The sequence below is a fragment of the Gilliamella sp. B2969 genome, from assembly GCF_026536195.1.
Lineage (GTDB): Bacteria > Pseudomonadota > Gammaproteobacteria > Enterobacterales > Orbaceae > Gilliamella.
In genome coordinates this window covers 146,655-161,314 of the sequence record NZ_JAFNOP010000006.1, presented here as the reverse complement: position 1 = coordinate 161,314, position 14,660 = coordinate 146,655, and the positions used below count along the sequence as shown (strand labels likewise).

The window sequence follows — 14,660 nt, the reverse complement described above, 5'->3', positions numbered from 1 at the left end:
AATATTTTGAACATTTTTAAACGCGATTTTTGCTCGATATTTGCACGGAAAAAAACGAATTTGTCTTTTTTTTAGTCACTTATTCATGCATGAACAAGTGACTTTATTTATGATAGTTAATTTAGTTTTTTCAGAAGATAAACAACATGACCAATAATTTCAAAATCGAGTGGTGAATTTTTATTAACCATAATAGTTGGATATTTGGAATTGTCACATAATAAGGCTAAATTAGAACCTTGATTTTGAATTCGTTTTATACTGATTTGATCATCATACTGTACTGCATACAAATAACCATCAATAGGTTTGCAATATGCTTTATTAATGATAAGAATGTCGTGGTTTGCGATTGTAGGTTCCATACTATCGCCTTTAGCCCATACCGCAGTTAAATCATCATTATGACAATCTTGATGTTTAAGTAAGCTCGTTTCGAAGGGAATAGATTGAATGTCGGCTAAAGAATTACTCGTTTTATTTAGATTGTGGAAAGGTATATGTATTGATCCTCGATTTTGTGATTCACTTAACAATCTACATTCGCCTTTTCCTGTTGCTAACCATTCTATTGGAACTTCACACTTATGTGCAATGATGGCCAAGCGATTAAGTGAAGGATAAGTTTTACCAGATAGATAATCTCGAATTACAGCTTCAGACATACCTACTTTTTTAGCAAAAGCATTACCCGATAGTCCTTCTAAGACTAATGTTAATCGATTTTTGAAATTTATCACCCCTGTGTTTATTAAAATCGACGTTTTTTCTTGCTCATTAAGTGTTTTAAAGTTCTTTTTGTTCATTTTCTATTCCATTTCATGTGTTTTTTTTGTTTTTGTAGTTTTGTTTCGTTTTTTTATATGTTATTCTCTGCCGGTAAATTCATATCTATTCAGCGTTGTAATACCGATAATCATTACAATAGCAAAAAAATTAACCAATAGAGGATCTCATAATGAGAGAACAAGATCAAGACTGGTCACCATCAAGAGTCGTGGGCGAAATTAAAATTAGAGGTGGAAATTTAAGAGCTTTATCAAGAGCAAGCGGATTACAAGCTGATACTTTAAGAAATGCGCTATATCGTCATTGTCCTAAATACGAAAGAATTATTTCTGAATATTTGCAGGTTCCGGTTGAAACTATTTGGCCTTCTCGCTATGCCCCAACTGGAAAAAAATAGTTTAAATAAAATTCTATAAAAAAAGACGCCCTTACAGGCGTCATTAAATTATTTTTTAGCTTGTTCTGCTGCTTTAACAATCGCTGCAAAAGCATCGGCTTTTAGTGATGCACCACCGACTAATGCACCATCAATATCTGGCTGAGTAAATAGCTCTGCTGCATTTTTATCATTTACTGAACCACCGTATTGGATGATAACTTGCTCAGCAACATTAACATCTTGCTTAGCGATATGTTCACGAATAAATTTATGTACAGCTTGGGCTTGCGCAGGGGTAGCTGATTTACCTGTACCAATTGCCCAAACCGGTTCGTAGGCAATAACTGCACCATTGAATGCTTGTACTCCTAATGCTTTGATAACCGCGTCAATTTGACGAGCACAAACCGCTTGTGTTTGTCCTGCTTCGTTTTCAGATTCTGTTTCACCAATACAAAGTACCGGCACAAGTCCTGCATCTTTTAACACGCCGAATTTTTTAGCAATATATTCATCTGATTCTTTATGATAAGTGCGTCGTTCAGAGTGCCCAATAATAACATGTGTTACACCAATTTCTTTTAACATGTTAGCTGATACTTCGCCCGTAAATGCCCCTGAAAGATTCACGTCTACGTCTTGTGCACCTAAAATGATATTTGAACCGCCTAACTGATGTTTAACAAAATCAAGATAGACAACAGGTGGTGCTACAGCGATACTGCATTCAATATCAGTAGATAGCTCATTTCGAAGTCCTTCTACTAAGTTTTTAGCCATATCAATGCTACCATTGAGTTTCCAATTCCCCATGACTAGTGGTTTACGCATAATTTTCTCCAACTTAAAGTTTAAAATAGTGTTGATTTTAGAATGAATTCGCTATAATGGTTTGCATTATACACCAAATATTTTGAGCTTGAGGAAAAATATGTCATTAGAAATTTTGAACCAATTAGAAAATAGAATTCAACACACTGTTAATACAATCACTACTTTGCAACAAGAAATTGCAACGTTAAAACAAGGTAATCAAGAGCTAGAACAATTAATTAATGATAGTTCTGACGAAATGAAAGCATTGCGAGACGAAAACGAAAAACTTAAACAAGATCAACAAATATGGCAACAACGTATTCAAACTTTATTAAGTAAAATTGGTGAAATTACTCAATAAGTTGTTATATCTGTTTGTTAACGCGGCATATGTCGCGTTTGTTTTTGTTATTCATTAAAGTGATGGCGAAAATTATACACAATGCGTGAAGAGTTAAAATCATTATGGATTGCTCAAACTATTCATTTAATTGAACAAGAATCTGGGCGTTTTGCGGATCAAGACATTAATCGACAAGTAAGAGCCGCTCAAACTTCATCTATTAATCGCATTGTGATGCGTGCCTTAATGCTGTCTAAAAAAAATGGATTATTTTCAGCCCAACAGACGTTATTACGGGCAGCAAATCTCTCTTTCATTATATTAATTTTTCTTTCTATTATGCTTGGCGCCTCATTAGCGTTAAGTGCCTTAAGCCAAGATCCGATTAATTTATATTGGGCTTTGTTTAGTCTATTAGGGGTACATTTAGTCACTTTAGTCGTTTGGTTAATGTCTTTTTTCTTTTTTTCAAATTGGGGTGGCAGTATATTGGTTTACTGTTGGTTATGGTTAACTAAAAAATTTTCACAAAAAAAGACTGTCCAACAACTTATTCCCGCTTTTGTTGAACTATTTGGTAGTCAAATTCGCTGGCTAATTGGTTTTATACTCAATCTTTTTTGGACTTTTATATTAACGAGTGCACTGGTGGTATTAGTTGTACTGTTTTCAACTGAACATTATCGCTTTGAATGGAAAACAACTTTATTAAGCTCTGGTACTATTATTGATTTAACGCATTATTTAGGTTCGATACCTGCTTTAATTGGTTTTACCATCCCTAATGATGATGTTATTCGAGCGAGTGAGCACGCATTAAATTCTGGCGATGCCCGTTTTGCTTGGGCTGTTTGGTTATTGGGTGTATTTATTGTTTATGGTGTAGCTATTCGATTTTTATGCATGATAGTTTGTGCTATAAATTGGTTGATTTGCAGTCGAAAAGTGAAATTGGACACCAAACATCCACATTTTCAGGTTTTAACTAACGAGTTACAACCTATTTCAGTGAATATAGAAGATGAAGATAAGAATGGGGAGCGTTCCATAAATTATTCACCTTATCACTATGTTGAAAATGCAAAGGGCGCTTTTTTAGTTGCAATTGATATCACGGAAAGCTGGACTCCACCAAATTCGGTTACGTTTTTAGGCTTTTTAAATACGCGAGAACAGCGACGTAACATTCTAGATTATTTGCAATTAACGCCAGCTAAAAAGTTATTGATCGCTATTGATACCGATAGAGCACCAGATAGAGGTATGTTAAATTTAATTAATCAGCTTATGAATAAATCACAGCAAAATCGCCTTTGGTTTATCAATAACGGTAAGCAAATGAAAAACTGGCAAGCTTTATCGCTACAATTAGCAACACCCACTTGGTTAAGTGAGGAGTTTTGACATGTTAACAACATTAAAATTAGCTGTAGTCGGGCATGCCAATGTCGGTAAAACGTCTTTATTGCGAACTTTAATACACAATAGCCAATTTGGTGAAGTTTCAGATAAACCTGGGACCACAAGAAATGTCCAGTCCATTACATTACCTTTAGCACATCATCAATCTATCATTTATTATGATACGCCTGGATTGGAAGACAGCTTAGCGTTGTACGATTATATTCATCAATTAACTATCGATAGCGGTAAACTAGATGGGATCGATAAATTAACGATTTTTTTACAAAGTCCAGAAGCCGAAAATAGTTTTGATCAAGAAGCAAAAGTCATCCGACAATTGCTCAAAAGTGATGCGGCAATCTATGTTATAGACGTGCGTGAGCCGATTTTAGATAAATATCATGATGAGCTTGCAATACTTGCGAGTAGTGATAAACCAATGCTTGCCGTATTAAATTTTACTGCAAGCGAAAAAGAAAATGAAAAGGAATGGAAAAGATTACTCTCACGCGTGGGGATACATGCTATCATACGGTTTGACGCTATAGTTCCGCCCCTAGATGGCGAGGAACGATTATATAAAAGTCTTGCTTTATTGCTCGAACCTGCCAAAAAGATCTTAGATCAATGGTTAGATCAAATTGCACAAATGCGACAATCTCGTCATCAAAGTGCTAACTTGATTATTGCGGAAGCACTGGTTGATGTGACTGCCTTTTACAAGATGGCAAAAATTGATGATCAACAGGCAATTGCTCAAATGCAAGATCAAGTTAGAAAGCGCGAACAATTGGCAATAAATGAATTGTTGAAACTTTATCAATTTAATTCTGATTTAGAGAGTTTTGAGACTTTACCTTTAATAAAAGGGCGCTATAATGCAGATCTATTTAATATTGATGCATTAAAACGAATGGGTGTGCATTTGACGAAAGGTTTTGTGTCAGGTGCAACTATTGGGGCAAGCATAGATTTAGCTACAGGCGGAATTACGCTTGGCTCAGCTGCTTTAATTGGAGCAGCAGTAGGCAGTATAATGCAAACTGCCAAACATTATGGTTCTAGAATGCGGTATCAGCTTTCTGGTTATAGTAAACTAAGTGTTGATGATGTTATTATTTGTTTTCTTTCTTTACGGCTGCTTAGTCTGAAAGAAAGTTTAAATCATCGCAGCCATGCGAACACTAATCCGATCAAGTTGTCAAAATTAGAACAACAAGAGTGGGAAAAAGGTGTGTTGCCAAAAGAGTTAAAAATAGCAAGACGCTATTCGCAATGGTCGACTTTAAATAAAGGAACAAAAAGAAATGACAAAAAAAGACAATCGACGATCAAGCATGTTGCCGAACAACTTTTTTAGTGTGAAGAAGCGATTTTTAATAACGACTTTGCTTTTTTCTCTTTTTATGTTATTTGGATGTAGTACAAGTCAAGGGCAGGTATCAACGAAAACCACTAAACCTGACCCGCAAATGTTAGCAAAGATTGAATCTCACTATAAAAAATGGCAAAAAACCCCGTACCGGTTCGGTGGAACGACATTATCGGGTAGCGATTGTTCTGGTTTAGTTGTTAATTTTTTCAAAAATAAACTGTCTAAGACATTACCGCGAAGTGCATCAGCTCAAGCTCAATTAGGTTATAAAGTCTCTCAACCTAAAGCAGGTGATTTAGTATTCTTTAAAACTGGTCGTAGCCAAAGTGGTCTACATGTTGGTATTTATTATGCTGATGGTAAATTTTTACATGCATCAACTTCTAAAGGCGTAATTTATTCCAGTTTAAATGAAGATTATTGGAAAAAACATTATTGGATGACGCGTCGCTTAACAGATGGTTAGTCAACTCAATTGAATACAAATTAATAAATTAAAAAGCTCTCTAAGTTAACTGATTTCGAGAGCTTTATTATTTTTGAGCATTGCTAAATTAAATTTTCCCCTGTTCTTTCAATTCATACATTACATTAGCCACATAAAGCATTTCACCTGGTGTTCCAAGTGATATTCGACACCAGTTTGAAGCTGGTGCAAAATCTCTACCAATTAATATAAATTTTTGTTTCATCAATTCACGATATTTATTCAAATCAATTGGCGTTTGGTGAAATATGAAGTTTGTTTCTGATTTAAGATAATGTAGCCCAAGGTCTGATAATGTTTTTTCCATAATTTCCCTCGATACATCAACAGCTTTTTTGGAATAAGTCAGATATTGTTTATCTTTCATCGAAGCCAAAGCAGCACAAACACCACAATAATTAAGTTTTTCACCTGCGACATATTGTGAAATATTTTGTATGTGAACTTCGGTACTAACAACATAACCAACACGTAATCCCGCCATTGCGTGTATTTTTGAAAATGTTTTAAGTAATACAATATTTTCGTAACCTTGTGTAATAAATTTATCGGCAGACTTAAAGGTTGGATCATTGACAAATTCGGCATATGCTTCATCAAAAATAAAAATAGTATTGTTAGGTTTACTGGCTACCCATGATTCAATTTCAGGTAAACCAAACACAGTAGAAGTTGGATTATTAGGGTTAACTAAATAAACTATTGAGAATCCTTGATGAGCTTCAACGGCTTTTCTTAACCCGTTGATATCAATTTTCCAGTCATTTAAACAAGGTACTTTGGTTATTTTTAAATTAAAAATTTTAGCAAATTGTTCTCCATCACTGTAGGTAAGTTCAGGTATAACTAGCTGAGTATTGGGTTTTACAAAAGCAGCGATGGTGCTTCTAATACCTTCTGATGAACCGGCAGTCAAGAGTATCTGTTTTTCACTGACATTATGATGTTCTGCTAATGACTGACTTAAAATCGGCATCTCCGCTTTAGCATAACGGTTAGCTTTAGGAACTGCATCAATTGCTGCTTGTTTGGCTGAAGGTGACATACCTAAAGCATTCTCATTAAAGTTAAGCCTTACTGGATTATTTGCATCAGGTGTTACAACTGTATCAAGCATGGGCAATGAAAAAGCGATCGATTTTTGCACTTCTTGAGCATGGGCTTTGGACAGTAATTGATTTATTGATAAACCAGCAATTGCCGCACCAGAGAATGTTAATAAACTTCGACGGCTGATATTTAAATTTGCATCCATTATTCACCTCACCATTAGTTGATCTTCTGTCTGTAATAGTTTGATGCAATATTTATACCAGTTTCAATTGCCGATTATGTAATGCTTAATTTTGTTATCTAAGTCAAGAACATTTGTATTTATTGTATTGGTAAGTGTGAGTAGGGGAAATGTTGAAATGCACTCTATTGGTGCTTTTTTGCACAATTAAATCTTTTTTTTAAATACTGCGCTTATTTAACAATGATAAATAAGCGCAGTTAATTTGGTTAACCTTGATAAGGTTAGTTAACTATCAGCAGGCGTTTCAATATCTGAGTAGGTTGATAACATCTGCAAAAACTTATACTTCGAGTTAACCATTTTTGTTGATCGTTCATGTAAAGTATTCGCAACAGCCGGCTCTAATGTCTCTAATCGTCGGAATCGTTGTTCTTTCAGTAGGATATCTGACAATGATTCACTATTTGGTGATTTAGAGTCTAATACTAAACCTGGTTTTCCTTCTGCTACGCGGCGTGGATCATACCGATAAAGAGGCCAGAATCCAGATTTGACTAAATCTTTCATCTGTTCATGTGATTTAGCCAGATCATAGCCATGTTCTTCACAAGGACTATACGCGATAACAAGTGAAGGTCCATCATAGGCTTCGGCCTCTTGCAGCGCTTTAAGTGTCTGATTGAGCTGAGAACCTAATGCTATTTGCGCAACATATACATGACCATACATCATTACACTTATGCCTAAATCTTTACGTGCTTTGTGTTTCCCTAGATCGGCAAATTTAGATACTGCACCCATTGGTGTTGCCTTCGATTGCTGACCACCTGTATTTGAGTAGCATTGTGTATCTAATACTAAAATATTGACGTTATCAGTTAAACTCATCACATGATCAAGCCCACCAAAGCCAATGTCATAAGCCCAACCATCGCCACCAATAGCCCATACTGACTTATCAATTAAATAGTCTGCATCTTGCATTAATTCTTTAGCTTCGATCGAATCCAAGTGTGCTAATTGTTCACGTAATATAGCAATTTGTGCGCGTTTATCTGCAATCGAAACATCTGCTGATTGTAAGGCTAGGGTAATTTCGGGTGAGATTTCACCGGCAACATGCTCTAATAATCGTAAAACGCGTTTTTTATGTTGATCATAAGTAATACGGTAACCCAAAGCAAATTCAGCATTATCTTCAAATAATGAGTTAGCCCAAGCGGGTCCACGACCACTACGATCGGTAGTATAAGGCGTAGAAGGTAAATTTCCACCATAAATCGATGAGCAGCCGGTTGCATTGGCAATGGCTAAATGATCACCATAGAGCTGGGTTAACAATTTAATATAAGGTGTTTCACCACAGCCTGCACATGCTCCCGAGTATTCAAATAGCGGTGTTAACAATTGTGATGTACGAATATCAATACGTTCAAGTGATTTGATATCACGATCGGGTAACGCCGAGAAATAGTCATAATTAATTCGCTGGGTATCGAGGTTTTCAATACGCGGACGCATATTAATTGCTTTAATATCGAAGTTATTTCGATCTCGGGCAGGACAAACTTCAACACATAAATTACAACCTGTACAATCTTCAGGCGCAACTTGCAATACATAGCGTTGACCTTTCATGTCACGTGCTTTCACTTCGAGCGAACTAAGCGACTCAGGTGCATTAATCATATCATCTGGCGCTACAACCTTGGCTCGAATGGCTGCATGTGGGCAAGCAACCGCACAGTGGTTACATTGCGTGCAAAGCTCGGGTTGCCAAATAGGTATCTCTTCAGCAATATTACGTTTTTCCCATTTTGTTGTTCCGGTTGGCCAAGTGCCATCAGGGGGAAAAGCCGATACAGGCAAGCTATCACCAAGTCCTGCTAGCATTGTTGCTGTAACCATTTTAACAAAATCAGGTGCGTTATATGGCACAATAGCTGGGCGTGATGTGCTACTTTCATCGACACAACTTAATGGGATTTGTTCGAGTGACGCGATAGCTAAATCAAGCGCTTTCCAGTTATTTTCAACTAATTCTTGCCCTTTACTACTGTAACTTTTGGCAATGACTTCTTTTAATTGAGCAATACTGAAGTCATTTTTAAATATTTCTGAAAGATGAAAAAAAGCCGCCTGCATTACGGTATTAATTCTTGCACCTAAATTACATTCACGTGCTATTTTAGCTGCATTGATGATATAAAAGTGCGCTCTTTTTTTAATTAATTGTATTTGAACTTCTTTCGGTAAGCGATGCCAAATTTCATCTTTACTATAAGGGGTATTGAGTAAAAAAATGCCATCATCTTTAAGTTTTTCAACAATCTGATATTTATCAATAAATTGATCTTGATGACAACCGATAAAGTGTGCACTCGTAATTAAATAAGGCGAGTCTATCGGTTCTAAATTAACACGTAAATGAGAAGTCGTTAAGCCACCTGCTTTTTTAGAGTCATAAACAAAAAATCCCTGAACATAAAAGGGCGAACTATCCCCAATAATTTTGATATTATTTTTTGTTGCCGACACTGTGCCATCACTGCCAAGCCCATAAAATAGTGCTTCAAGTGCAGATTTTTGAGGAATAGACTTTTCAGGTAAGGGTAACGATAAACCGGTAATATCATCATAAATACCCACAGTAAAACGAGGGCGAGGATTTTCTAATTGCAGTTCTGTAAAAATAGCCAGAACACAGCAAGGATCAAACTCTTTTGATGATAAACCATAACGTCCACCGATTATTTTGGGTATATTGCTTCGTTCGCCTTGACTAAAGCTTTCTGCAAAAGCTGTCATTATATCTAAATAAAGTGGCTCAGCTTGAGCACCGGGTTCTTTAGTTCTATCTAATACCGCCACTTTTTTAACACTAGTCGGAATAACTTCCAGAAAATGTTTGGCGGAAAAAGGGCGATATAACCTAACAATTACCACACCCACTTTTTCATCATTTTTATTCAAATAATCAACGACTTCTTTACTAGTACTTGCGCCCGAACCCATGATAACTATTACTCGCTCGGCATCATTAGCACCATAATATTCGAATGGCTGATACTTTCGACCTGTTTGTTGTTCAAAAGCGTCCATCGCATCGACAACATGCTGATAAGTGTTATTGTAATAAGGATTGACTGCTTCACGGCATTGGAAAAAGGTATCTGGGTTAGCTGATGTACCTCGTATAACCGGCTTATCGGGTGTTAAAGCTCGAGAACGGTAAGCTTTAATGGCTTCATGAGGTAAAAGTTGATGGATATCTTCGTCAGTCAGTGGATAGATTTTATTGACTTCGTGTGAGGTTCTAAACCCATCAAAAAAGTGGACAAAAGGCACACGACTATTAAAGGTTGCCATTTGCGCGATTAACGCTAAATCTTGTGCTTCTTGTACCGAGCTTGAGCAGAGCATCGCAAAACCAGTTTGCCTGATTGACATCACATCGGAGTGATCACCAAAAATTGATAGAGCATGAGTCGCAACGGTACGTGCAGCAACGTGTAAAACAAATGGTGTCAGTTCCCCAGCGATTTTATACAGGGATGGAATCATCAGTAGCAAACCTTGCGATGAGGTAAATGAGGTAGCTAATGCACCTGTCATTAACGCACCATGCACAGTTGAAATCGCGCCTGCTTCAGATTGCATTTCAACCACTTTAGGGATATCCCCAAACACGTTAGGTTTATTGAATTCAGCCCATGTACTAGCTTGTTCTGCCATTGATGAACTTGGTGTTATTGGATAAATAGCAATGACTTCGTTTGCACGATAAGCAACGGAAGATACCGCACTATTAGCATCTGATATGATCATTAAAAAACCTTGTATTCTAGAGTATTATGACATTACTTAGTTATAATAATTAATATTATTGTACCAGAAAGTAAGATAGCTTTTCGTTATTTTTATGTTAAATTTTTTGTTTAACTCTTTGAATTTTTGAGTGACTGAAATCGATATTAATATAGTTGAAAATTTAAAAAAGGGCATAATTAATCACCTCAATAGGCAATAAAAAATACCTGTTGGTGATTTATCAACTTAACGATAAAACCTTCTAATAATGAGGGTGGTTCTCTACTACGTTTTACCTATTGCATATTATTATCCAACCTGTATGGTTGGATAATAATAGTGTTAACCACTTGGCTATTTTATTATTACACGTTCGTTTGACGTTGAGTGTTTAATTTCACCGAGTAACCAAGCCTTTTCACCTTGATTATTGAGTATGGTAATGGCTTTAGCTGCAAGTGATTTAGGTAGCGCAATAATCAATCCAACTCCACAGTTAAATGTTCGGTACATTTCGTGACGATCCACATTACCTGCCTGCTGTAGCCAATTAAAGATTGCAGGCCATTGCCAACTGTTTTCATTAATTATCGCTTGAGTATTGTCGGGCAAAACGCGCGGAATGTTTTCCCAAAATCCACCACCAGTGATATGTGCTATGGCATGCACATCAATTTGCGTAATTAAGTTTAGAATCGATTTTACATAGATTTTTGTTGGTGCAAGTAAGTGATCGGCCAGCGTTTTGTCTTCTAATTGTGTTTTTGCTGGATTTACCCCACTCACTTCGATAATCTTCCGTACTAGCGAATAGCCATTGGAGTGTGGCCCACTCGATGCTAAAGCAATCAACGCATCACCATCTTGTACTTTGCTGCCATCAATCATTTCCGTTTTTTCAACAACACCCACACAAAATCCTGCTAAGTCATAATCATTACCATGATACATGCCTGGCATTTCAGCTGTTTCACCGCCAACTAATGCACACCCCGCTTGCTTACAGCCTTCAGCAATCCCTGTGACGACTGTAGTTGCTACATCAACGTTAAGTTTACCTGTGGCATAATAATCAAGGAAAAATAGCGGTTCTGCACCTTGCACAATAAGATCATTAACGCACATCGCAACTAAATCAATGCCAATTGCATCATGTCGATTTAAATCCATAGCCAGACGGAGTTTAGTACCAACGCCATCTGTTCCAGATACTAAAATAGGCTCTTTGTATTTTTGCGGAATTGCACATAGTGCACCAAATCCGCCTAAACCCCCCATGACTTCTGGGCGCTTAGTCGCTTTTACTACTGATTTGATTCGATTAACGAGTTCGTTACCGGCATCAATATCAACGCCAGCATCTTTATAACTTAGAGAGTTGTTATTTGACACGAGGAGTAATCCTTACAATAGAAAAATTGCTGATATTTTAGCAAGGAAGCAATGGAATGGCGATCTATAATTATATGAAATAACCAATTAATTAACATAATTAATTGGCTTCAAACCAACTTTCTAGAATGATAATTGCTGATGTTGCATCAACATGCCCCTTTTCCAGCGCTTTATAACCACGAGAAGCAAAAATATGAGATTTTGCCTCAACGGTAGATAGCCGTTCATCTTGTAGATGGACTTGATAACCAAACATACCATGCAAACGATTAGCGAATTTACGTGCTCGAGCAGTTAACGGTTGTTCAGTCCCATCCATGTTAAGTGGTAAGCCTACAACCAAATAGTCAGGTTTCCATTCATTTAACATTTTTTCAATTGCTTGCCAATTCGGAATACCATCACGCGCTTTAAAAGCGCATAATGGATTCGCTGTTTTGGTAATATCTTGCCCAATCGCAGCGCCAATGCTCGCAGTTCCAAAATCAAATGCAATTATTGTTGCCATTTATTATGCATTTCCCATTTGGTGCGAAATCGTATTTATGTTAATACCGAGTGATTGCGCTGCTTTTTGCCAACGATCTTCAATTGCGGATTCAAAAATAATTTTTGGATCAACATCTGTCACTAACCAATCATTACGTGCTACTTCAGCTTCTAATTGCAGTGACTGCCACCCAGAATAACCTAATGCTAAAAACATATCTTTAGGTTGCTCAGGCGAACCGATTGATTTTAGTAGATCAAGCGATGTGGTAATCATTATATCATCCGAAATTTTTATGCTGGATGCAAACCCTTGTTGCGGCGTATGCAAAATAAATCCCTGTTCTTCAGCTATTGGCCCACCAGCAAAAACAGGATGCTCAAGTTCAGCACAGTTTTTACTTGCGGTAATTTCAAGGCGAGCTAAGACTGCGGCGACATTAAGATCTTGTATTGGTTTATTGATAACAATCCCCATTGCCCCATCACGATTATGTTCGCAAATATATACAACAGATCGACTAAATGTTGGCTCAGTGATAGTTGGCATTGCCACGATAAAATGATTTTTTAAATTCATATGCTCACATTTCTATAGTTTATAATGCACATTTGCCAATTTTTACATGATGTTGGATATTACAACGCATCAATAATTCAGGTTCGTTACTCTCTTCATTGATTGATTCGTTTATAATTTCAAATTGTTGCGATAAAAAAAAGTTAATTGCAGAACTATTTTTCTTATAAACATGTACTAGTAACTCACTATGGCGCTGCTTAGCTTTTTCAACTAGCGCTTTACCAATGCCTTGCCCACGATATTCAGGTACAACAAAGAGACCCGAGATGTAATTTTCGGTTACGCCAATGAAACCTTTAACACCGTTAAGATCTTGTACATACACCGTTGACATCGGAATTAACATTTTGACAATGTCATAATTTTGTTTAAAAAATTGCGGATCAATAAAGCTATGTGCTTGTTGGTTACCTTCAAGCCATATATTCATCACTGTGTCTAAATCTTTACTTTGAAATTCTCTAATCATTTTTTTCTCTACTTATTTAATCGACGTTCAATCGCATCCATTAACATACCGGTAATAGAAAGTTTGGGGTTTTCAGATTCAATCTCACGTACACAGGTTGGACTTGTTACATTGATTTCAGTTAGTTTATCACCAATAATATCTAAACCAACAAACAGTAAACCTTTTTGTTTTAATACGGGTGCTATGCTTTTAGCAATCTGCCAATCACTTTCACTTAATGCTCTAACTTCCCCATGACCACCGGCAGCAAGATTACCTCTGGTTTCGCCTTTTTGAGGGATTCTGGCTAAACAATAAGGAACGGGTTCACCGTCAACAACTAAAACACGTTTATCACCATCTTTAATAGCCGGTATGTAGGTTTGAGCCATACAGTAACGGCTATTATGTTCTGTAAGTGTTTCAATAATTACCGAGACATTAGGATCGCCCGCTTTTATTCTGAAAATCGAGGCGCCGCCCATACCATCAAGGGGTTTTAAAATAATATCGCCGTATTTTTGATAAAACGATTTTAGTTGATTGGTTTGACGGGTAACGAGTGTTTCTGGCGTAAATTCAGCAAACCATGCAGTGAATAACTTCTCATTACAATCTCGCAAACTTTGTGGTTTATTCACCACCAGTACACCTTTTGCTTCAGCCCGTTCTAGAATATAAGTTGCGTAGATAAATTCAGTATCAAATGGTGGGTCTTTTCGCATTAATATTACGTCGAGTTCACTTAATGGCAGCGTTTGTTCATCTCCCATATCAAACCAGTGAGAGTTATCATTATGAACGGTTAAAGTACGAGTGGTTGCATAAGCTTCACCGTTTAGTAAGAACAGGTCGTTCATTTCCATATAAAAAAGTTGGTAGCCTCGTTTTTGTGCTTCATGTAACATGGCAAAACTGGTGTCTTTTTTTATTTTTATTTGGCTAATTGGATCCATTACAATACCAAGCTTAATCATGGTAACTCCTTACTGATTTTTATTGGTTTTACTAACACGATATTACGTTGTGCGATTTTATACCGTTTATAAGGTATGTTTGAAACATTGTTGATAAATGGCGTTATAAAATAGCATTTAATTAT

At 36.6% G+C, this 14,660-nt stretch carries 14 protein-coding genes; 5 read left to right on the top strand and 9 right to left on the bottom strand.

Going from position 1 to position 14,660, the window contains the following annotated elements; all coding sequences use genetic code 11:
* Positions 1-116: 116 nt before the first annotated feature.
* Complete coding sequence (locus J3U66_RS07160; protein ID WP_267333033.1) at positions 117-806, bottom strand: LexA family transcriptional regulator; 690 nt, start codon at positions 804-806, stop codon at positions 117-119.
* 152 nt (positions 807-958) lie between these two features.
* Here J3U66_RS07160 and J3U66_RS07155 point away from each other — a divergent pair, with 152 nt between their 5' ends.
* Positions 959-1,186 (top strand): helix-turn-helix domain-containing protein, encoded by a 228-nt coding sequence (locus J3U66_RS07155; RefSeq protein WP_267333032.1) that lies wholly within the window; start codon positions 959-961, stop codon positions 1,184-1,186.
* A 48-nt stretch (positions 1,187-1,234) separates the two neighbouring features.
* Here the strand turns inward: J3U66_RS07155 and tpiA are convergent, their stop codons facing one another.
* Positions 1,235-1,999, bottom strand: coding sequence for a triose-phosphate isomerase (tpiA, locus tag J3U66_RS07150; protein ID WP_267348536.1), 765 nt, complete (start codon positions 1,997-1,999; stop codon positions 1,235-1,237).
* 100 nt (positions 2,000-2,099) lie between these two features.
* On the opposite strand from tpiA, the gene zapB reads away from it, so the two are divergent.
* From zapB to J3U66_RS07130, 4 genes are all read left to right on the top strand, one after another.
* Complete coding sequence (gene zapB, locus J3U66_RS07145; protein ID WP_267333031.1) at positions 2,100-2,345, top strand: cell division protein ZapB; 246 nt, start codon at positions 2,100-2,102, stop codon at positions 2,343-2,345.
* Between the two features lie 81 nt (positions 2,346-2,426).
* Positions 2,427-3,731, top strand: a complete 1,305-nt coding sequence (locus J3U66_RS07140; protein ID WP_267348534.1) for a DUF2868 domain-containing protein — start codon at positions 2,427-2,429, stop codon at positions 3,729-3,731.
* Between the two features lies 1 nt (position 3,732).
* Positions 3,733-5,091, top strand: a complete 1,359-nt coding sequence (locus J3U66_RS07135; protein ID WP_267333029.1) for a DUF3482 domain-containing protein — start codon at positions 3,733-3,735, stop codon at positions 5,089-5,091.
* The gene (locus J3U66_RS07130) at positions 5,039-5,572 is read left to right on the top strand and encodes a C40 family peptidase (RefSeq protein WP_267333028.1); all 534 of its coding nucleotides are present in this window, start codon (positions 5,039-5,041) and stop codon (positions 5,570-5,572) included. The genes J3U66_RS07135 and J3U66_RS07130 overlap by 53 nt, the downstream gene beginning before the upstream one ends.
* A gap of 88 nt (positions 5,573-5,660) precedes the next feature.
* Here the strand turns inward: J3U66_RS07130 and J3U66_RS07125 are convergent, their stop codons facing one another.
* The 7 genes from J3U66_RS07125 to gshB form a co-directional block, all read right to left on the bottom strand.
* A complete protein-coding gene (locus tag J3U66_RS07125; RefSeq protein ID WP_267348532.1) occupies positions 5,661-6,848 on the bottom strand; it encodes a pyridoxal phosphate-dependent aminotransferase in 1,188 nt (395 codons plus the stop codon).
* A gap of 267 nt (positions 6,849-7,115) precedes the next feature.
* Positions 7,116-10,658 carry a pyruvate:ferredoxin (flavodoxin) oxidoreductase gene (gene nifJ, locus J3U66_RS07120; protein ID WP_267348530.1) on the bottom strand — a complete coding sequence of 1,181 codons (3,543 nt, stop codon included), beginning with the start codon at positions 10,656-10,658 and terminating at the stop codon, positions 7,116-7,118.
* Positions 10,659-10,994: 336 nt separating this feature from the next.
* Positions 10,995-12,032, bottom strand: coding sequence for a phosphoribosylformylglycinamidine cyclo-ligase (gene purM / locus J3U66_RS07115; RefSeq protein WP_267333025.1), 1,038 nt, complete (start codon positions 12,030-12,032; stop codon positions 10,995-10,997).
* A 100-nt stretch (positions 12,033-12,132) separates the two neighbouring features.
* The gene (gene ruvX, locus J3U66_RS07110; protein ID WP_267333024.1) at positions 12,133-12,543 is read right to left on the bottom strand and encodes a Holliday junction resolvase RuvX; all 411 of its coding nucleotides are present in this window, start codon (positions 12,541-12,543) and stop codon (positions 12,133-12,135) included.
* A gap of 3 nt (positions 12,544-12,546) precedes the next feature.
* Positions 12,547-13,104 (bottom strand): YqgE/AlgH family protein, encoded by a 558-nt coding sequence (locus tag J3U66_RS07105; protein ID WP_267333023.1) that lies wholly within the window; start codon positions 13,102-13,104, stop codon positions 12,547-12,549.
* Positions 13,105-13,123: 19 nt separating this feature from the next.
* A complete protein-coding gene (locus tag J3U66_RS07100; protein WP_267333022.1) occupies positions 13,124-13,576 on the bottom strand; it encodes a GNAT family N-acetyltransferase in 453 nt (150 codons plus the stop codon).
* Between the two features lie 8 nt (positions 13,577-13,584).
* The gene (gshB, locus tag J3U66_RS07095; protein WP_267333021.1) at positions 13,585-14,535 is read right to left on the bottom strand and encodes a glutathione synthase; all 951 of its coding nucleotides are present in this window, start codon (positions 14,533-14,535) and stop codon (positions 13,585-13,587) included.
* Positions 14,536-14,660: the final 125 nt, after the last annotated feature.